The 18,809-nt window shown below is 56.2% G+C and carries 16 protein-coding genes; 1 reads left to right on the plus strand and 15 read right to left on the minus strand.

Annotation, left to right across the window (positions count from 1 at the left end; all coding sequences use genetic code 11):
- Window positions 1–140 precede the first annotated feature (140 nt).
- The gene (locus PCH01S_RS06545) at window positions 141–2,003 is read right to left on the minus strand and encodes a TolB family protein (RefSeq protein WP_042227850.1); all 1,863 of its coding nucleotides are present in this window, start codon (window positions 2,001–2,003) and stop codon (window positions 141–143) included.
- A gap of 169 nt (window positions 2,004–2,172) precedes the next feature.
- The gene (gene pyk / locus PCH01S_RS06550) at window positions 2,173–3,588 is read right to left on the minus strand and encodes a pyruvate kinase (RefSeq protein WP_042227851.1); all 1,416 of its coding nucleotides are present in this window, start codon (window positions 3,586–3,588) and stop codon (window positions 2,173–2,175) included.
- Between the two features lie 113 nt (window positions 3,589–3,701).
- On the opposite strand from pyk, the gene PCH01S_RS06555 reads away from it, so the two are divergent.
- Window positions 3,702–4,484, plus strand: coding sequence for a helix-turn-helix domain-containing protein (locus tag PCH01S_RS06555; RefSeq protein WP_042228842.1), 783 nt, complete (start codon window positions 3,702–3,704; stop codon window positions 4,482–4,484).
- A gap of 162 nt (window positions 4,485–4,646) precedes the next feature.
- Here the strand turns inward: PCH01S_RS06555 and PCH01S_RS06560 are convergent, their stop codons facing one another.
- The 13 genes from PCH01S_RS06560 to PCH01S_RS06620 form a co-directional block, all read right to left on the minus strand.
- Complete coding sequence (locus PCH01S_RS06560) at window positions 4,647–5,090, minus strand: DUF6376 family protein (protein WP_042227852.1); 444 nt, start codon at window positions 5,088–5,090, stop codon at window positions 4,647–4,649.
- Between the two features lie 277 nt (window positions 5,091–5,367).
- On the minus strand, window positions 5,368–5,724 hold the full coding sequence (locus PCH01S_RS06565) for a Rieske (2Fe-2S) protein (protein ID WP_042227854.1): 357 nt from the start codon (window positions 5,722–5,724) through the stop codon (window positions 5,368–5,370).
- An 18-nt stretch (window positions 5,725–5,742) separates the two neighbouring features.
- On the minus strand, window positions 5,743–6,807 hold the full coding sequence (locus tag PCH01S_RS06570) for an amidohydrolase family protein (protein ID WP_042227856.1): 1,065 nt from the start codon (window positions 6,805–6,807) through the stop codon (window positions 5,743–5,745).
- Between the two features lie 48 nt (window positions 6,808–6,855).
- Complete coding sequence (locus PCH01S_RS06575) at window positions 6,856–8,418, minus strand: extracellular solute-binding protein (protein ID WP_042227857.1); 1,563 nt, start codon at window positions 8,416–8,418, stop codon at window positions 6,856–6,858.
- Between the two features lie 261 nt (window positions 8,419–8,679).
- A complete protein-coding gene (locus tag PCH01S_RS06580; protein ID WP_042227858.1) occupies window positions 8,680–9,540 on the minus strand; it encodes a carbohydrate ABC transporter permease in 861 nt (286 codons plus the stop codon).
- A gap of 13 nt (window positions 9,541–9,553) precedes the next feature.
- The gene (locus PCH01S_RS06585; RefSeq protein ID WP_042227859.1) at window positions 9,554–10,474 is read right to left on the minus strand and encodes an ABC transporter permease; all 921 of its coding nucleotides are present in this window, start codon (window positions 10,472–10,474) and stop codon (window positions 9,554–9,556) included.
- Between the two features lie 188 nt (window positions 10,475–10,662).
- A complete protein-coding gene (locus tag PCH01S_RS06590; protein ID WP_042227861.1) occupies window positions 10,663–12,948 on the minus strand; it encodes a helix-turn-helix domain-containing protein in 2,286 nt (761 codons plus the stop codon).
- A gap of 318 nt (window positions 12,949–13,266) precedes the next feature.
- The gene (locus PCH01S_RS06595) at window positions 13,267–13,704 is read right to left on the minus strand and encodes a GNAT family N-acetyltransferase (protein ID WP_042227862.1); all 438 of its coding nucleotides are present in this window, start codon (window positions 13,702–13,704) and stop codon (window positions 13,267–13,269) included.
- A 91-nt stretch (window positions 13,705–13,795) separates the two neighbouring features.
- Window positions 13,796–14,329: an adenylyl-sulfate kinase gene (cysC, locus tag PCH01S_RS06600; RefSeq protein WP_042227863.1), complete on the minus strand. Its 534-nt coding sequence runs from the start codon at window positions 14,327–14,329 to the stop codon at window positions 13,796–13,798.
- A complete protein-coding gene (locus PCH01S_RS06605; RefSeq protein WP_042227864.1) occupies window positions 14,313–15,230 on the minus strand; it encodes an STM4011 family radical SAM protein in 918 nt (305 codons plus the stop codon). The genes cysC and PCH01S_RS06605 overlap by 17 nt, the downstream gene beginning before the upstream one ends.
- Window positions 15,227–16,627 (minus strand): STM4012 family radical SAM protein, encoded by a 1,401-nt coding sequence (locus PCH01S_RS06610; protein WP_042227865.1) that lies wholly within the window; start codon window positions 16,625–16,627, stop codon window positions 15,227–15,229. The genes PCH01S_RS06605 and PCH01S_RS06610 overlap by 4 nt, the downstream gene beginning before the upstream one ends.
- Before the next feature lie 26 nt (window positions 16,628–16,653).
- The gene (locus PCH01S_RS06615; protein ID WP_042227867.1) at window positions 16,654–17,436 is read right to left on the minus strand and encodes an STM4013/SEN3800 family hydrolase; all 783 of its coding nucleotides are present in this window, start codon (window positions 17,434–17,436) and stop codon (window positions 16,654–16,656) included.
- Window positions 17,433–18,800 carry an STM4014 family protein gene (locus tag PCH01S_RS06620; protein WP_042228843.1) on the minus strand — a complete coding sequence of 456 codons (1,368 nt, stop codon included), beginning with the start codon at window positions 18,798–18,800 and terminating at the stop codon, window positions 17,433–17,435. The genes PCH01S_RS06615 and PCH01S_RS06620 overlap by 4 nt, the downstream gene beginning before the upstream one ends.
- Window positions 18,801–18,809: the final 9 nt, after the last annotated feature.

Here is an 18,809-nt window from a genome sequence, read left to right on the forward strand (position 1 = left end):
CTGGCCGTGCCTCCACATCATCGTTACGTACATCTGTCCATTATACCGCAAAAGATCCCCGTGCGAATCCTCCTTTTCTTAGAAGCGCAAAATAAAATCCGCCCGGAGGCGGATCTCGTAATTCTAACTTGCCGGCTCAGTCATTGAAGCTTTTGGTAAACAAGCTCGGAATCGATCACATATTCCTCACCGGCCGCTTGCAGATCCCCGCCCGACAGATCTTTCGTTTCGGTGGTCCGGACCTTTTTCGACGCGATGTCATACGCGGTTATGGTCACGCTGCCTTTGGCATAGTCGGTTTCCGCCCAGAGCAGCTTCGATTCAGAGGCCGGGAGCAGCTTCACAGGCCGCGCGGAATTCGTCTCGTCACCGACAAGCGTATACAGGGCGCTCCCTGCATCCACCAGCATGAGCGCACCAGACTGTCCCAGGACGGGCTGCGGATTATGCAATTCGGCAAGCTTCGCCTCGCTTAGCTTCGTCAGCTTCCCGGTTGCGGGCTGAACGAGATGATAGACCGAGTCCGTTTTCCTCGGCTCGCGGTCTTCCGCTCGCTCCAGGGTATAGCTGCGAAGAATAGCCGCGTTGGGGCTGCTGCTTCTTTCGGCGTTAGCGGTGCTACCGGCGCTCAGGGCGCTGCCGATGCTTTCGCCACTGCCGCCGATCCAGCCGCGAAGCTCCAGCCGATCCCCGTGCTTCAGCTCGCGCGCATCGGTACTCCACACCGGTTTTCCGTCCCGGCCGAAAATCTTGATCCCCTGCGGAGCAATCACCTTGCGATCTTCTCCGCCTATCACGTTCTCATCGCTTTTCGTGAACGTATAATCGTAAGCGGCGTAGCGGCTCTCCGGGCTCCATTTGAACGCCGGGTTCGAATGCAAACCGGTATCCGCCGGCAGATCGGCCAGCTTGACGCCTTTACCGTCATACAGCCGGTAGCCGTCCTTCTCATACCAGAAGCGCTCCCCGTCCGGCGATTTGAACAAACGGAACACCGGCCACGTGTGGCTGAAAGTACCATCGAGCGCTTTGACGCCGCCGCCCGCAAGGTCCGCGATCCACAGCTTGCCCCCGCGGTAGCTGTTCAAGTACAGCTTGCTTCCGTCCGCGTTTAACCAGCCGGATGCCAGAAAATCCGGGGACAGATCGGGAGGGACGTTAGCCGCCAGCTCACGAAGCCGTCCGCTGCCGACGTCCAGCGACACGATCCGGTAGCCGATTCCCGCTCCGCCCGCCTTCCCGACAGGCTGGATCATAACGACATGAGAATCGTCTCCGAAGCCGTATCCCATGGCCAGCGTATCGGTCGAATAAGTGTCTCCCATTTGCAGATCGGCAAACGAAAACACCTTGAACGTCTTCTTCGCAGGCTGCATGGCTACGAGATCGAGCCGGTACCGGATTCCTCCTTCGGCCGGGGATGTCCTGCGGACGAGGTGCAGGACGGTTTTTCCGCTATCGGGAGAAACGAGAGACTGCATCACAGTTGCCGTCGTATTCTTCTCTTCAGCCAGTTTTAGCCGAAATCCTCCCTTTTTCTCTTCCAGGGTTACGTTGAGAGAACTGGAAACTCCAGTGGTTTCCGAAGCTGACACGCCGGATTCCTGAAAAGACGGATGAGGAAGCTGCCTCGCTTCCAACGCGACGGGAAGTTCGCGCAAACCGCTTTCGGAAGCCTCGATTTCGGACAAGCTCAGCAGCTTGCCACTGGATGCGTCGATGTAATAGACTTCCTTGTTTCCGGATTCGAATTTCGCTTCCGCCTTCCAAACCTTTCGTTTCTCCGTGCGTGCCGCAGACGATCCGCTTTGTCCGGCTTCTTCTCCAAACAGCTCGGGAGGATACTGCGTTAAGCCGACCTTCCATTCCGCCTTCCGGTCCGAAACATGACTTTGGGCGATAGATAATGCCTGCTTGGAGCTTATTCCCGAAGCCGATTCCGGAACGGATGTGGAGATCGTGTTAACCGCAAGAAGGAAGACCAGCAGAAACGCCGTTTTCATTGTGATTTTCCACCTTTCCTAAATCCTACCATTTAGACTCTATAAGTTGGAAAAAGTTGCATGACAAAGGCGGATACAATGTCTTTAACACGACCCTAAAAAGGCAGCCGAATGAATAGCGTTCACGCTTGCAGCAAAAAAAACCTCCCGTCGCCGGGAGGCTTTCTTTCTATACCTGCATGATTTTAATCAAGTTCGTCGTTCCCGTCTTGCCGATCGGCACTCCCGCCGTGATGACGGTGTAATCGCCGCTTTGGAGCAGCCCCTGCGCAGTGCCGCTGGATACCGCGGCCTTGAACATGTCGTCGGTCGTCTGGACAAACTCGCCTTTCACAGGAAAGACACCCCACAGCAGGCACAGCTTGGTCAAAACTTCGTCGCTCGGCGCAATCGCGATGATCGGCGCCTTCGGTCTGTGCTTGGACACCATCCGCGGGGTGTACCCACTCATCGTCGGCGTCAGAATCGCTTTCGCTCCGATTGCCTCCGAAGCGCTGACGGCCGCCTGACTGATAATCTCCGTCACGTTGACCTCCGCGGGAACGCCCGCTTGCCGGCGGCTCGCCTCCGCCATGTATAGCCCCTCGGCTTTCTTGGCAATCGTAGCCATCGTGCGCACCGACTCGACCGGATACTTGCCGGCCGCCGTCTCTCCCGACAGCATGATCGCGTCGGAGCCTTGCAGAACGGCGTTCGCGACGTCGCTGACTTCGGCCCGGGTCGGGCGCGGGTTGACCTGCATCGAATCGAGCATTTGAGTGGCGACAATAACCGGCTTGCCCGCCCGGTTGCAGGATTCGATCATCACTTTCTGGATGACCGGGACATCTTCGACCGGAATTTCAACCCCCAGGTCCCCGCGGGCCACCATGATTCCGTCCGACGCTTCCACGATAGCTTCCAGCTCGTCTACGCCTTCCTGATTTTCGATCTTGGAGATGATCTGGATATGACCGCATCCTTGATCCTCCAGAAGCTGCCGGACCGTAAGCACGTCTTCCGCTTTACGCACGAAGGACATGGCGATAATCTCAATCTTTTCGCGAATGCCGAATTCGATATGGCGGATGTCCCGCTCCGTGACACCGGGAAGCGTCGTATGCACGCCCGGCAGGTTTACCCCTTTGCGCGGCTTGATGACGCCGCCGTTAATCACTTCGCACGACACTTCCGTTCCCGCCGCCGAAACGACTCTCAGCTCGATCAGACCGTCGTCGATCAAAATTTTGTCCCCAGCCTTCACGACCTGCGGCAGTTCCGCATAATTAACCGAAATGCGTGTGCTGTCTCCCGCGATTTCTTCGCTTGTCAGCGTGAGGGATTCCCCCGTTTTCACTTCGCACGACGCTTCCTTAAGCAGGCCGATCCGTACTTCCGGTCCTTTGATGTCCATCAGCACCGGTACGATGGCGCCCATTTCTTTCGCCGCCTGGCGGATCCGGCTGATCTGCAGGCTGTGATCTTCCAGCTCTCCGTGAGCCATGTTAATTCTTGCCACGTTCATTCCGGCTGCGATCAATTCCTTCAATACCTCGACGGAGCGGCATGAGGGCCCCATGGTGCAAACAATTTTCGTCTTCCGCATATGATCGGTCCTTCCTCTTCTTTGGTTGTCCCTATTGTAATTCGTTTCCGTTCGGGAGAAAATGAATTATAGTATTGCAATTGTACTATAGTATGTTTTATGAAGAGGGAACCATGATCAAATTGACAAATATCCGGCACGACCGGCTGGCGGAATGGTACGAGGAAAGCGGGCCCGGCGGCAATACGGCCGCTTCGCTGATCATGCTGAGCTACGGCCGCTGCCTGTACTGGATCGAAAACGACAAAATTATGCTGGAGAAAGGCGACCTGCTCCTCATTAGAGAGGGTGTAACCTACTACGGCAAAAGCATTCCGACCTTCCTGCACAACAAATATGTCGCAAGCTTTCATCTTACGGATACGGGTCACGAGCTGCCGCTATTGAGTAAACCATGGATAAAAATCCGCTCCGGCATGGCTGAATTTTTGCTTGAACGGACCCGTAAGTGCTACTCCGATTGGAAGGAGAACGAACCGTACGCGGCAATTCGCGGACAAGCCATTCTCCTGGAAATGCTCGCTCTGCTGAGCCGTGAAGCGGATCAAGCGGCGGTATCGTCCGAAACGGGAAAACATGCGGAACGGATGAAGCAGTATATCCGCGACCATTACCGCGAGAAAGTGACGAAAGACGAGCTCAGTGAGTTCATCTCGAAAAGCCCCAATTATACCGCCGCTCTTTTCAAAAAAGTAACGGGGCAAACGATCAGCGAATATGTCCATTCCGTACGGGTGAAGAAGGCCGTCTATATGCTGATGGATTCGCTCCTGACGATCGCCGAAATCGCCGAATTTGTCGGGTACGAGGATGTTTCGTATTTTCAGCGGATTTTCAAAAAAACGACCGGCCGCACCCCTTCCTCCTATATGAAGGAAAGGCCGCCGAGGAATTGACCCGCACGTGCGGAAGCGTATACGGATAAATCGAATGTTCACGGCGGGTGCCGACCGGTAAATGTGCCGCGCTCCAACAAAAAAAGCCCCCGAGGGGCTTGGGATATTTATGCGTTCCGGCCGATTTTTTCACAGATAGAGGGCCGTGCTGTTGAACTTGTTTTACTGACCCAGGTTCTGGATCTTCTCGGTAAGCTGCTTCATTTCGTTCACCTGCTGAATCACCGGGGACTGGAGAAGCGATTGATAATCGAGCACCTGGCTGTTAAGCTGCTCCAGATGTCCGTTAATCGTGCCCAGCATCGTTTCGTTATATCCGACGATCTGCTTATGCAGGTCTTCGGCAAAGCCCGGCGCGTCCAGGCCGTTAAAACTGGAAATATTCTCTCTCATCGCTTCCAGTTCTTTTTTCACTTTCTCTCCAGCCTGGGGATCGGTTGCGGCATCGCGGGCGGCGGCGGGCAGATTTTCGGCGAAAGCGGCCGCTTCCTGGAGATACGTTTTCGCTTCTTCCCCATAGTTCAAGGTACTGTTTACGCCTTCCAGAAGCGAACAGCCCGATAGCATCAAAACGGTCAAAACCGCAAGGACAAGTCTGATTTTCATGAATCGAAAGCCTCCTTTTGTTTCCGTTTATACGGTAATACCGTTTTGAGCGGGATTCGGTTTCACTATGCGGAGATTCTTACGTGCATGCCTTGATCTGTTTTAAACAAAAAAAGAGCTGCACAACGCAGCTCTTGGTATATAGACGGCTGATTCCGGACATTCTTTCCATTCTTTTTGTCCGCCTCTTTAGCTCTGGCACGCCGCTTCGCACACGGGAGATGCCTTTCGGTATATCCCGTTCCGCGTTCTTCGTTGACACGACACGATGACTTCCCTATTTTCCAAGCACAATGCCAATCCGGCCGTCCTTAATTTCCAGTTCGTATTTCTTGACCCGGGTCCGGTCGCTGAACAAGGACTTCCCGGTTTTGATATCGAATTCCCAGCCGTGCCAAGGGCAGCGCACAATTTCACCTTGGCGGCTGTAATCGTATTCGTAGACGTCCGACGGAAGATTCGTCCCGGAAACAAGCCCCGCGCACATCGGCGCCCCCTGGTGCGGGCAGTAATTGTGAAGCGCGTAAAATTCCCCGCCGATCCGGTAAATGCAAATTTCCCGCCCCTCCACCTCGACCAGGACACCCCCGCCTTCGGGAACGTCTGCCGCATCCAGCACATCGTGTACCGCCATAATCAAACGCCCCTCCGTTTACGTTAAGTTATAGAGCTTTTTCGCGTTCTCGTAAAAGATTTTGCGCCGGGCTTCCGGCTTCAGCTTGCGCAGAATCATATCCGGCGCATCGAAGTCCCAGTGCGGATAGTCGCTGGAATAGAGAATCATGTTCTCCGCGTCGAACATGTTGAACAAGTCGACCAGATGCTGCGGATTGTCCGGCTCCTCGATCGGCTGCGTCGTCAGGAAGCAATGCTCCGCGACGTATTGACTCGGCATCTTCGTCAACCACGGAACGGTGGAGCGGAGCGCCTTGTAGTTCTTGTCGAGCCGCCACATCAACGGCGGCAGCCAGGCGATGCCGCCCTCGACGAGCACAACCTTCAGGCGGGGGAACTTGGCGAATACCCCCTCGCATACGAGGCTGACCAAATGGGCCATGAACATTTGGGACAAGCACGTATGCCACTCGATGTATCTCGCCGGATACCCGGCCGCCGTAGGCGCGGTCGAGCTGCCTCCTCCTTCGGCACCCGGATGGATGGCGACGGGCAGGCCGTGCCGCTCCGCCGCTTCGTAGATCGGGTGATAGAAGCGGTGCCCCAGCGGCCAGCGTGCGGCGCTGGAGATGATCACTTCGACGATGTCGGGATGATCCCCGACCCGGTCGATCTCTCTGGCGGCGAGCTGCGGGTCGAGCGTCGATACCGCCAGGGCGCCCTTGAACGCCTTATGCTTGCCGAGCCACTCGGCGATAAGGAAGTCGTTGTAGGCGGAGCAGATAGCCGCCGCGTAATCCGGGTCGTGCGTCGTCGAGATGTTGTAGACGACGCCCGTCAGGACGGCGTACTCGACGTTGTAGCCTTCGATAAGCTGCTTGATCATGAAGTCGGGATCGGAACCCGCTTTGTCTCCTCCCGGCGGAATCGAGTCCTTCTTCATCACGCCGATCGGCGAGTAATAACCGGAGCCCGAGTAACCGATGCCCGTTGCCGCGACTCTGGATTTCCATGGCTCCGGCAAATACGGAATCAGGGCCGAGTCGTTCTGTTCGTTGTGAACGTCGGTATCGATGACTTTCAGCTTTTCCGCTGCTGCCACAGCTTTCCCTCCTTCGTAGTGATGCTGTCCTTGTACTCGGCTCAAAGTCTATTTCTTGCCGTACGTCCGGGTATAGGCCGTATTGTACATGTTCAGCAAATCGTCGGCTCCCATCTTCTTAACCTGATCCAGGAATTGCTGGTAAGTCGTATCGTTGATCGGTGTTTTTCCGATGACGAACTCCGTTAATTTCTGTTCCAGGAATTTGTTCAGGTTGTTCAGCTTCGATTTTTCCAGTTCCAGCTCTTCCTCCGTTTTTACGATCTGTTTCGGGGACGGCACGATAAACGGCTCATACCGCTTGTTGATATCCTTGCTCTTGTCGCTCAGCCCTCGTTCCCAAACTTCACGCGATTTCGCATTGTCCAGGGTGATCAGGTCGTACCAGACGCCCCAGTCCTTGCGCAGCGTATTGAACGGAGAAGCGCCGAATTCTTTCATATAAACGGGCTTGCCGTTTTCCATCGTGTAGGTTTTGCCCTCGATTCCGAGGGACAGGTAGTTCGAGCCTTCCTCGCTGACGAGATAATCCAGAAACTGGACCGCCCGGTCCTTGTCTTTGACCTTTGCGGAAATCGCTCGCCCGACGGCTCCGATTACGGGACGGGAGAACTGGTAATTTTTGATACCCTCCGCGGCAAATTGCGGGATCGCATCGAGCTCGAAGGTGGAGGTGCCCGCTTTACGGCCTTTGTCCGTCAACGATTCCAGATCCGCTTTCCAGAAGTAGGTCACGAGCGACTTGCCTTTCAGAATGCGTTCCTCCCACTGGGCCTGGGTAAGCAGGGAGTACTCGGGATCGAGCAGCTTTTCGGTATACAGCTTATTCAGGAAAACGAGCGAGTCTTTGTAGCCTTTGTGATACGGGGCGAACGCATATTTATCGGTCGTCGGGTCGATGTTGAAGAAGCCCTGGATGCCCGTAAACGCCCGGCCGAACACCGTATACAGCCCTGTATCGCCCACAATCGCATTGGGAATGAGCGGATACGAGCTCGGTTCTTTTTCCTTATAGGACTTCAGGAACTGGTAAAATTCATCCAAGTTTGTCGGCGGCTTCAGCCCATACTTATCCATGAGATCTTTGCGGGTGTACCAGATGAAGTTAAAGCCTTTGCCCTCGGCGTCCCCTTCGATTACGGGCACCGTATAAATGCCGCCGTCGGCTCCGCTCGCGACCGCTTTCGCTTCCGGGTATTTCTCGTAGAACGCTTTCAGATTCGGCGCTTTGTCCAGGTAGTCCTTCAAGTTCAGAAACACTTTGTCGGGACCGTGCTCCCTGCCCTCCTGGGTGCTCACCTGGATAAAATCCGTGACGGAGTTCGTGGCGATCATGATCTGTCTTTTCTCGGTGAGTCCTTCCTGGCTGACAATCTGGAAATCGACGCTGACGCCTGTCTTTTTCTCGATTTCTTTGAAAATTTCCCAGTCCTGCCGCACTTTTCCCTCTACCCGGTCATACGCCAGCCATGAAAATTTAACGGGTTTCTTGGCGTCCGATCCTCCGCCATCCCCCGGTGAAGCCCCCTGATCCTTGCTGGAACATCCCGCCGCAACGACACCGGCAAGCAGAGCGACAGTCAATATCACGGCAAACGGTCTTTTTTTCATTTCCAAACCTCCCCATAATGGTAGCTTCTGGTCTGCTGGCTAGCTTTACTGGTCACGCTGGTCCTTTTAGTCCTTTTAGTCCTACTAGTCCTGTTGGTTCTGTTGGTCTTGCTGGTCACGCTGCCCGTACCGGAAGCACGAGCGCTGCCGCAGTTGGCAGGGCGAACTGTACTCATGTTTTTTGCTGCTGCCCCGCGGATCGCAGACTTTACTCTATAGTCATGAATTCCGACGGGAATTCAGAACTATCTCCATATCCGTCTAGCCTTTGATGCCGCCGATCATGCTGCCCTGAACGAAATATTTCTGGATAAACGGATACACGCACAAGATCGGAAGGGTGGCGATCATGATCATGGCGTATTTGAGCGTCTCCAGGTGATTCAGATCTCCTTCGCCCTGAACGCTCGTTCCGGCGATAAGAATATTGCGCAGCATAATCTGCAAGGGATACATGCTCCTGTCATTCAGGTAAATCAGCGCGTCGAAGAAAGCGTTCCACTGATTAACCGCGGTGAACAGGCCGATCGTGGCCATAACGGGCATGGAAAGCGGCAGAACGATCCGCAGCAGCACCTGAAAAGAACTGCAGCCGTCGATTGTGGCGGCATCTTCCAGCTCCTCGGGCAGCGCTTCGAAAAACGTCCGCATGATAAACAGGTACCACGTCGAAATCAGGGACGGCAGGACGATGGCCCAGACCGTATCGAGCATGCCGAGCTTTTGAACGACCAGGAAGGTCGGAATCATCCCCCCGCTGAACAGCAGCGTAAACGCGGCCAGGAGCAGAATGGTCCTGCGGCCCGGAAGCCATTTTTTCGATAAAGGATAAGCCATCGCCGCCGTCACAATCAGGGTAAGCGCCACATGAAGAACGGTGTAACGGATCGTATTCCAGTAGCTGATCCACAGATCGGGATTGGTAACGAGCCGTTCGTAGGCGACCAGCGTGACCTGCTTCGGAAAAAGCAGCACCTCTCCGCTTGCCACCAGGGCGTTATTCGAAATCGACGCCGAAAACACGTACACCATCGGGTAAATCATAACGACGACGAGCAGCAGCATCAGAATGATGTTGAGTGTGTCAAACACTCTGGAGCCCAGGCTGGTTTTGATTTTCATCACGGTCCTCCTCCTACCACAGACTCGTTTCGGAATATTTGCGGACGATCCGGTTGGCCGTTACGACCAGGATAAGCCCGATGATGGACTGGAATAGGCCGACAGCCGTCGCGAAGCTGAAATCGGAATCGAGAATACCCCGCCGGTACACGAAGGTGTTGATGACATCCGATGTTTCATAGTTCATCGAGTTGTAGAGAAGCAAAATTTTCTGGAAGCCCGTCTCCATAAAGTGACCGAGCGTCAGGACGAACAGAACGATCATGACCGGCAGCATGCCGACGAGCGTAATATGGCGAATCTGCTGGAACCGGTTCGCTCCGTCCATTTTGGCCGCTTCGTACAGCGTGGGATCGATGCCGGCGATGGACGCCAGGTACAGAATCGTTCCCCAGCCGATCTTCTGCCAAATTTCGGAGCTTACGTAAATTGTCCGGAACCACTCGGGGATGCCCAGGAACATGACGGGTTCCGCTCCGAATACCTTCACGAGAAAGTGGTTGACGACCCCGGTCGTCGGAGACAGAAACGTCACGAGAATGCCCGCGATCACTACCGTGGAGAGGAAGTGAGGCATATAGCTGACGCTCTGGACAAATCCCTTGAACCATTTGTTCCGCAGCTCGTGGAACAAAATGGCCAGCACGATCGGAGCCGGGAAATGGAACAGCAGATCGTACACGTTGAGCATGACCGTGTTGCGTATCAGCTTCCAGGAATCCGGCGTGACGTAGAAGAATTCGATAAAATGCTTCAGCCCTACGAATTTGCTTTCGAGAATGCCCCGGCCGATGGAAAAATCCTGGAAAGCGATGATGATGCCATACATGGGCACGTACTTGAAAATGATATAGTACAAGATCCCCGGAAGCATCAGCAGGTAGAGCGCTTTGTGTTTTCTGACGAGATACCAGAAGCGGGCACTCTTCGTCATGGCCTCTTCCTCCTTTCAAGTAAGCGCTTGCAAAGTGGTGATGGCCTAACTATAAAGAACCCGCTCTTTCCGGTAAAGCGTACATATTTTGGCCCGGGTACCGTTTCCTCTCTGCCTTGAGAACCGTGGCTTTCCGGGTATGTTCAGGAAAAAAAAGAGACTCCGGAAAATTAGGAGTCCGGCCGCATTCACTGATGAATCGTCCGGTATTTCGCGGGGGTAATGCCTTCGTATTTCCGGAACATCCGGATAAACGAATTCCTTCCCCAGTAACCGACTTTTTCGGCGATATCGTCCATTTTCAAATCCGTTTGAAGAAGCAGTTCTTTTGCTTTGACCAGCCGGTATTTGGCGATGTACTCCACGTATTTCTCCCCGACTTCTTCCTTGAAGGTCCGGCTGAAATGACCCACGGACATATTCATGGAATTCGCAAACTGTTCGATCGACAGCTCTTCATCGTAATGCTCATGAATATACGCCAGGATGTCGGTAAATTTGCCGGCCCGCTCATCCCCCTTGGCAGGCTGGAAAAGCAGCTCGTGAAACTCCCGGAAGCAGCGCTTCACTTCCTCCAGCGTCATGCAGGCGTTGACCTTATCGAACAGCCCCGCATAAAAAGGCACGTTGAAATCTTTGCGTTCGGTTTCCACCGCCCGCACCCATGTATTTAAAATGTCCGTGCACAAATATTTGATCTGAACGGCCGTGGCGTTTTTGCGTACGGCTTCTTCCACCATTTCGTATGCCGATTGGAGCAGCTTGTCGTAGTCGCGCGTTTTGCAGCGGTTCAGAATGCGCCCCACCTCCTGCACGCTCAGGAATGTATCGCACTGGGTCGAGTCCAGCGCGCTCTGCCCGCTGCAAATTTCGACGTTGGCGTTCAGTCCGCGGCGCTGCAAAACCGACACGGCCTGCTCGTAGGACAAGTGAAGCTCCTCAATGCCGTATACCGTCCTGCCAATGCCAATCGTCGCTTTAAAATAGCTGCCGTACAGCTGCAGAGCCGCCCGGATCAGGTTCGCCTCCTCCTCCGGGCTCCGGCTGAGGAATGGATCCTTTTGAATAACGCAGACGAGCAAGTCAGACTTGATTCCGCACAGCCAAATCGTCGAGGGCACGAGCTGGAGAATGCGCTCTTTCAGCTCCGCCATCAGGAACGATTTGGACGTCTCCGAAAGCCGGCCGTACACGTCCGGATCGTAATGCAGCGCTATGCCGAGCACGGTCCGCGCCGCTTTTTTCGTATAAGTAAAACCGATTTCCCCGGCGTACGTCTCGATGGAGAGGGCGTCCCTGTATTCACCCAGCAAAATTTTGGTCACAAAATGCTCCTGCACGATCGGAAACATGCCCGTCACCCGCTGGTTAAGCTGTTTGTTTTCCGAAATGATCAGCTGCGAAAACCGTTTGATCACATCGTAATCGTTCCCGTCGCTTCGCATTTGCAGCACCTGGGCAGAACGGTGCGATTTGAGGCCCTCTTTGATCTCCAGGATGGGCCGGTACATGCGGCGGCTCAAATAATACGAGACGAAACTCCCCACCACAATGAAAAAGGCAAGAAAAATCCAACTGATAAGCCGCGTAAGATGGGCAGGTTTCATGAGCGTAGGCAAATCGACAAGGCTCAAATAATAGGACGTGTCATCAAAACCCGATTTGACCAGCGAAATCGCTTTGTCATTCGTAATCAGAAATTTGGACTCGCCCGAGTCGGCCGCCAGCGGCGACGGAATCCGGCTGATACCGTCCGACACAACCCCGTTCGAGCTGATGATTTCTCCCCGGCTGCCCACAATCGCGGTACCGGCCACCCAGTTTTCCCGTATGTTGATCAGCCGCTGCAATTTATCCCTGCTCACGTCCACCACCAGATACACTTCGGGAACATTTGTATTAAACGGGTAGCTCATCAGGGCGGACAAGGCCGAGCCATCCGGCTTCGGTTCCGTAAATTCCATCATTTTTTTGTTTGTAAACTTGGCCAGGTATGCCGCCTTCTCCTCCGCCCCCATCGGATAGCGGAAATCGAAATAGTACGACTTATCGGTATACGTATCCACATCAATGACAAGATCATGATGAGCGAACACCAGATACGCTTTCGTCACCAGCTCATCCGATTGCAGCTTAATCAGCTGCTCCCGCAGAGCGTGGATCAGCTCCATACGCTGGGTGTTCTCGCCGGACAAATCGCCGGCTTCTTTAAGCAGGCTGCGGATATTGGAGGTGCTAAGCATGTTAATCATATTCGTTTTCAGGGAATTAAAAGCGGTATCCGTCTGTTCGGAAAAACGGCTCATAATGACGCGGTTTAATTTCTGCGCGTCCTTCTCGATCAGGGAAACGACGAGGAAATGGGCCAACGTGCAGGCGACGATAACGGGAATCAGAATGACGACGAAATAGTTGGCGAAATGACGCCAGAACAAGGCGATACGGAAAGAACGCGGTCTCGGAATCGGAATCATAGTCTGCCTACCACCTTTTCACGGAAGGTTGAAAGAAAGGAATACAGGAGAGAAAACGGGGACAAGAAAGCACGGGGGACGAAAACCCGCATCACCGGAAACGGTCAGATAAAGGTACGGCATCCCGGCAAGATTGAATGAAAGCGTTCTCACAATTCCCTTTAGTTGTATTATAGTGGGGGTGAAATAATAATTCTACAATTTTGTGAATTTTGAAATATTATTTTTTGTGCAACCTGAAAAAACCTATTTCCTCCGGGGGAAATAGGTTTTTATGCGTACCGTCAGGCTATTCGTTTTGCTGCTGCGACAGACATGTCATAAAGGAAGGGTCATCGTAATCGTTCTCGGAGCGAAGCCCAGCGACTCATACAGATGAAGCGCATGATTTCCGGCATACACGCTGAGGCGTACTTCGGGATAGCCCAGACTTTTGAGCTGCTCCACCGCTTCCTGCATGAGTTTTCTGGAGACGCCGCGTCCTCTGAAATGTTCGAGCACATAGAGCTCGTATACAAACCCGATAACCCGGTCGGTAAACGAATCTTTGCTCTCCCCAATCAGCACCCATCCGGCCAGCCGCTTCTCTTCCGCAGCGATCAGATAATAGCAACCTTTTTTCAGAAGGGGATCTACAAGCTGCCTCACTTTGTCCCGGTCCGGTTCGGCCTTTCCAAGCGTTCCCTCCGATAGGGCCTGCGGCGAAAGCCTCCGAATCTGCTGAATCTCCTCCGGAATCGGTTTGCGGATTTCCATCTCGTTCGCTGCCCCCTTTGCGGTCCCTTTTGTCGGGTTCCTTCTCTTCCCTACGTTATAACATACGACCCCGCAGAGCGAGTTCCTTCTTTTAAACGTAAAAATCGAGCAGTCTGCGCACGTTGAGCTCCAGCGTATCCCCATTCGTACGGATAACCAGCTCCGGATTTTCCGGTACTTCGTAGGGGTCGCTGATGCCGGTAAAAGCCGGGATCTCGCCGTTTCGCGCCTTCGCGTACAGCCCTTTCACATCCCTGCGCTCGCACTCCTCAAGAGGACAATCCACGAACACCTCGATGAAACGCGGCAGGTTCTGCCTGGCGTACTCCCGCATTTCGCGGTACGGGCTGATCAGGCTGACCACGGTCGTGATGCCGTTGCGGTTAAGCAGACCGCTTATGAACACGGCCCGCCGGACATTCTCCATCCGGTCTTCCCGGCTGAAGCCGAGGCCCGTTCCGACCTGCCGCCGGAGCTCGTCCCCGTCCAGGCATTCGACGGCGTGCCCCAGGGCCGCAAGCTCCGCGGCAAGAGCCTTGGCCGTCGTGGTCTTGCCCGAACCGGAAAGTCCCGTCAGCCAGTAAGCGAGGCCGGCCGGTGCTGTTTTGTTAAGCGTGTGCGTCACAACTCTCCACTCCTTCTTCGTAAACGCGCGGCATTCGCCTCTGTGAGCCGGCTCCTGCGATGCGTTCGAGCAGCCCGTCGCCATACCGCTTGCGAAGCTGCAGGTCCGGCATATGAATGTAGCCGATATAGCAGTCGCAGCAGTCCATCCCGCACGGGCGCGGCTGAGAAAGCGCGTCCAGGCCGTCCCGGTACAAATGGCCGATGACCCGGCGGTCTTTGTAGCAGCGCTTCACTATGCCGGGACCCTGCACGTAGAAAACGTCGAAGCCCGTACCGCACGCCCGTCCCAGGCTTTCGTAATCCTCTGCGTTCAGGTCGAAAAGCGGATCGAGGCTCCTCAGGAAAGTCCGGTCTTCATCCGTGTAATAATCCCGCTTGTCTTTGAACGCATTGACCCACATATACACGTCGGAAGGCAGCGAACGGCGTAGCGACTCCAGCCGGCCGAAGGCGCTTTTGACTCCTACCGATCCGACGCTGAACGGAATGCCTCTGCGGTAAAGCTGCAGAACCTGCTCCAGAAATTTCTCTTCCGTCGTCTGCCCGGGATGATACGTGACCCAGAAGGCGGTCTTCTTCGGGTTCAGTTCACCGGTCCAGGCAAGACCGGCGGACAAATTCGTCTGGATCGCCACTTTATCCACGTGCTCCATGTGCGAGAGCCGGACCATGGCCTCCTTGTACCAGCGGTGAGTCAGCCCTTCCCCGTAAGGATTGAAGAAAACCGACAGGCGATGGCCTTCGGCTCCCTGGCTCTCTGCCCAGTCCGTAAAAGTTTCAACCTGCCGCCGGTCCTTCGCCAGCGTGGCGGCACTGTCCTTGTTCTTGCTGAACGGGCAGTACGGGCAGTCGTAATTGCACGATGACAGGCTCCCCCGGTAATACAGCGTCGCCTTCATCTGAAGGTGTATCCTTCCATCCGGGCGCGGGTCTCCGGGGAGATGAACCAGTCTCCGATGGAATCGGAGAGGGCGATCCCGTCGTCCGTCAGCCGGAAGAGGCTGCCGTCTTCGCCTGCCCCGGTCCCCGGGACATGCTCGGCCAGCCCCGTCTCCGTCAGCCGGTTCAGCTCCGGATAGTCCTCAAGCGCCTTCGTGCCGAACCGGCGGGCGTAGGACGCGAGCTCCAGCCCCTCGCGGTGGAGGAGCGCTTTCAGAATAAAGCGCCGCTTCCGCTCCCCTTCGTCCAGAACGAAGCCGTAATCGATGAGGTCATGACGCTCCGCAGCGACATAGTCGGCGATAATGCCGGCCGTCGCGCTGCGGCTCACCGCATAGCGGGTCGCGTAGTGGACGTTCTGCGTATACGAGCGTGCGCCGCAGCCGAGACCGACCATGCCTTCTTCCTGGCAGCCGTACGGCAGAAGCGTTTTGGGCGACGAGGCGCTCGCTCGCGCGAACCTCCTCATCGAATACTGCGTATACCCTGCGGCCAGGAGACGGTCGCGCGCCGCCGTGTAGCAGGCCATGCGGATATCCGCTCCCCGCTGCCGGATCTCTTCGGGCTTGACGATCGTATGCTCGCGCGTATACAGCGGGTAGATGAAGATTTCCTCCGGCTCGTAGGCAAGCGCCCGTTCCAGGGAGTAAAGCCAGGTGTCCACGGTCTGGCCCGGCAATCCGTAAATAAGATCGAGATTGAGAATCGGAAACTTGTACCGCTTCAGCTGCTCCAGCGCCTTCTCGACCACCAGGGGCATTTGCGGACGGTATATGGCCGCAGCCTCCGCATCCACAAAGCTCTGGATACCCATGCTCACCCGATCCACCCGGTGAGCCTGCAAAATATCCAGGCGCTCTGCGGTGACCGTCTCCGGCGAAGTTTCGACCGAGATGGAAGCTTCTCCGCTGTCCAGCCCCATAGCGTCCTCCGCGATTCGGAAAACGCGGTCCAGCAGCGCCGGTTCCAACAGCGTAGGGGTTCCTCCTCCGACGGCAAACCGCGCGAATTTCTTGTGCGCGACATGTGGAGCCCACTCGCGGGCTTGACGTTCCAGCGCATCCACATACTGCTCGTGGGCGCCGGTGCGTTTATCCGGCAGGGTAAACAAATTGCAGAAGCCGCAGCGCGCCCCGCAGAACGGGATATGCATATATAAGAAGAAGGTTTCCGCCGGCTCGTCCGTCCACAGCTCCTGCAGCGGGATTTTTCTGTCCAGCTCGCGGTAAGCCGTCTTGTGCGGATAGGAATACAAATACGAGCGGTATGGCGCCGAACGAAGATTTTCTTCCCAAGCGGAAACGGACATTTCTTCATCTGACTGCACCGGTTGGTTCCTCAATTGAGAAGAGGTCATCGGCCGTTCACTTCCTTTACGTCAATTTACAAAACAAACTCGCGGTAAGGCACGTTCCAGACCGCTTCATGCGCGAGCCGGTGGCCTTCATAGCCGTCTTCGCCGTAGCACGTTCCGTGGTCGGAGAAAGCCAGACAGAATACGGGCCGCTCCCGCTCTCTCATCGCTTCGAACAGACGGCCCAACTGGCCGTCCACGTAACGAAGCGCGGCCCTCTGGCTCTCGACCGAATCTCTTTTCGCGCCGGGAAGGAAATAATGATTGGGCCCGTGAATCGCCGAAACGTTCAGGAACATAAACAGCTTCTCGCTTTGTTCCGTCCGTTCGAGAAGCTTGAGGGCATGATTGACCTGATGCTCGGTCGAGCGCGGGTTCGTTACCCCGAAGGTCATCCGCCAGTAGCTTTCCTGGAAATAGCCGGGGAGTACCCTGGCAAGCGGAACTTTTTTCGTAAAAAAAATTACACCCCCGATACAGATCGTCCGGTAGCCTTCTTCCTGAAGACCGGACACCAGATCGGGTGTGTCGAAGAGCCATGTATGGGGATGGGTTTTAAGCCCCGTGTTCTTGGAGTGAAAAAGCCGGATATGCTGCGATTTGTCCGTTGTCGCCGGAGTCGGCAGAAAGCCTCCGAAAAAAGCGTGATGCGCCGCATACGTAAAGCTGCCGGGCGTGTGGCGCTTCTCCCAGGAGCCGCCGCCGCACAGATTCGGGCAGTTGGCTTCCTCCAGCACGGCGGCGTCGTAACGCAGCGTATCCAGCGTGATCATCAGGATATCGTGGGTGCCCACGATTTCGTTCATATTCATCGTAGCGTTCCTCCCTCGCCCGGAGATCCCGCTGCGCCTCCCGGTTTCCCGGAATTCCCGGCTTCGGAAAATCCGGCGGAAGCGGCGGAACCCGTAGGGTCGGCAGCCCCGGAGGCTGCGGACCTTGAGGACTCTTCCGCAGCTTCAGCCGTACCGCCTGTGAGCCGGCTCATCTGCCATTCGTAAGGGTCCATTCCCTTGTGAACGACCCGGTACAGCAGATCTCCGAACGGATTCATGTCAAGTATGTAAGGCGCATGCGTCGCGCTGTCGAGCAGAACATCGACTCCCGCTGCAAGGGAGCGCGTAAAAGCGGCCAGCGCTTTTACGGCGCAGGCCGCAGCTTCTGCCCGGATGCCCGGCGCCAGACCGAGGTCATCCACGCTCACCCTTTCGCTGCGCAGGTGCAGGTTCGTGATCGGCGTCCGGCTGACCCGGGCGATGCTGTGGCAAGCTTCTCCCGCCACGACAAGCTGACGGATATCGAACGTCCGGTCGCCGTAAGCAGCTTTGGCGATCCACTGTTCGACGTGGGCGCCGTGTCTCAAGAGCCAGTTCAGCACCTGGCGGATCGCGGATTCGTCCGTGTAACGCCGCAGCTTCATCGCGTTATAGAACACCGGGGCGCGGGCGCCGTAATTCTCGACGCCCACGGTCGTAACCGCCTGCTCCGCGCCCGTACGCGGGTTGATGCGGTAAGCGACGACGCCGCAAGCGCCGGAGCCGGAAGCGAGCTTCACGAAGACCCGGTGAACCCGCCGGGAGAGCATCAGATCGCGAAGCGCCTCGTAGCCCGCGATCTCCTCCGGCGGAGCCAGGAGGCGGGGCACCGGCACGCCGGCAGCGGACAGGACGCGGTGCGTCTGCCGCTTGTCGAACATGCCGGCGATGTCCTCCGGCGCGTTCGTCCATTGCGGCTGCGGCCACAGCTCCACCGCTTCCCGCCGCAGCCGGGCGAGCAGCCGCGCAAAGCCGCGGAACCATTGGGACGGGTGGTACTGCCGTCCCTCTTGCTCCGCGAGCGCGAGCGCGGACCGCACGGAGAGCGGCTGCGGATCGCTGCGGTGCCCGAACGGAAGCAGGCGGTCGCCGTGCGCCGCCTCTTCGTGGTCGGGAGCGCCGAGGGCGATTAGCCCGCGCTCCACCGCGAAGAGCTCGCCGGGTGCGTCCAACCGCAGCAGCGGGGCCGGTTCGCCCGCCGGCTGCGACGGCGCCCCGGCGAGGCTTGCGGCCTGCGCGAGCGAGGCTGTGCCGTCCAGCAGCCCGGCGTACGGCAGCACGACGGCCGGGGGCAGCCCCAGCTTCGCCCGGGCGTTCTGCAGCCCCGCCGTGCGGCGGTTGTCCGGGTTGCCGATCAGGATCATCCTCTGCGG

This window comes from Paenibacillus chitinolyticus NBRC 15660 (assembly GCF_000739915.1).
Classification (GTDB): Bacteria; Bacillota; Bacilli; order Paenibacillales; family NBRC-103111; genus Paenibacillus_F; species Paenibacillus_F chitinolyticus.

Excerpts from the sequence above, each read along its gene's own strand:
- PCH01S_RS06580 (WP_042227858.1), bottom strand. The coding sequence starts at position 9,540 with ATGAAAATCAAAACCAGCCTGGGCTCCAGAGTGTTTGACACACTCAAC.
- PCH01S_RS06605 (WP_042227864.1), bottom strand. The coding sequence starts at position 15,230 with ATGAAGGCGACGCTGTATTACCGGGGGAGCCTGTCATCGTGCAATTAC.
- PCH01S_RS06590 (WP_042227861.1), bottom strand. The coding sequence starts at position 12,948 with ATGATTCCGATTCCGAGACCGCGTTCTTTCCGTATCGCCTTGTTCTGG.
- PCH01S_RS06610 (WP_042227865.1), bottom strand. The coding sequence starts at position 16,627 with ATGACCTCTTCTCAATTGAGGAACCAACCGGTGCAGTCAGATGAAGAA.
- PCH01S_RS06595 (WP_042227862.1), bottom strand. The coding sequence starts at position 13,704 with ATGGAAATCCGCAAACCGATTCCGGAGGAGATTCAGCAGATTCGGAGG.
- PCH01S_RS06585 (WP_042227859.1), bottom strand. The coding sequence starts at position 10,474 with ATGACGAAGAGTGCCCGCTTCTGGTATCTCGTCAGAAAACACAAAGCG.
- PCH01S_RS06615 (WP_042227867.1), bottom strand. The coding sequence starts at position 17,436 with ATGAATATGAACGAAATCGTGGGCACCCACGATATCCTGATGATCACG.
- PCH01S_RS06555 (WP_042228842.1), top strand. The coding sequence starts at position 3,702 with ATGATCAAATTGACAAATATCCGGCACGACCGGCTGGCGGAATGGTAC.
- PCH01S_RS06620 (WP_042228843.1), bottom strand. The coding sequence starts at position 18,800 with ATGATCCTGATCGGCAACCCGGACAACCGCCGCACGGCGGGGCTGCAG.
- PCH01S_RS06565 (WP_042227854.1), bottom strand. The coding sequence starts at position 5,724 with ATGGCGGTACACGATGTGCTGGATGCGGCAGACGTTCCCGAAGGCGGG.
- pyk (WP_042227851.1), bottom strand. The coding sequence starts at position 3,588 with ATGCGGAAGACGAAAATTGTTTGCACCATGGGGCCCTCATGCCGCTCC.
- PCH01S_RS06560 (WP_042227852.1), bottom strand. The coding sequence starts at position 5,090 with ATGAAAATCAGACTTGTCCTTGCGGTTTTGACCGTTTTGATGCTATCG.
- PCH01S_RS06575 (WP_042227857.1), bottom strand. The coding sequence starts at position 8,418 with ATGAAAAAAAGACCGTTTGCCGTGATATTGACTGTCGCTCTGCTTGCC.
- PCH01S_RS06545 (WP_042227850.1), bottom strand. The coding sequence starts at position 2,003 with ATGAAAACGGCGTTTCTGCTGGTCTTCCTTCTTGCGGTTAACACGATC.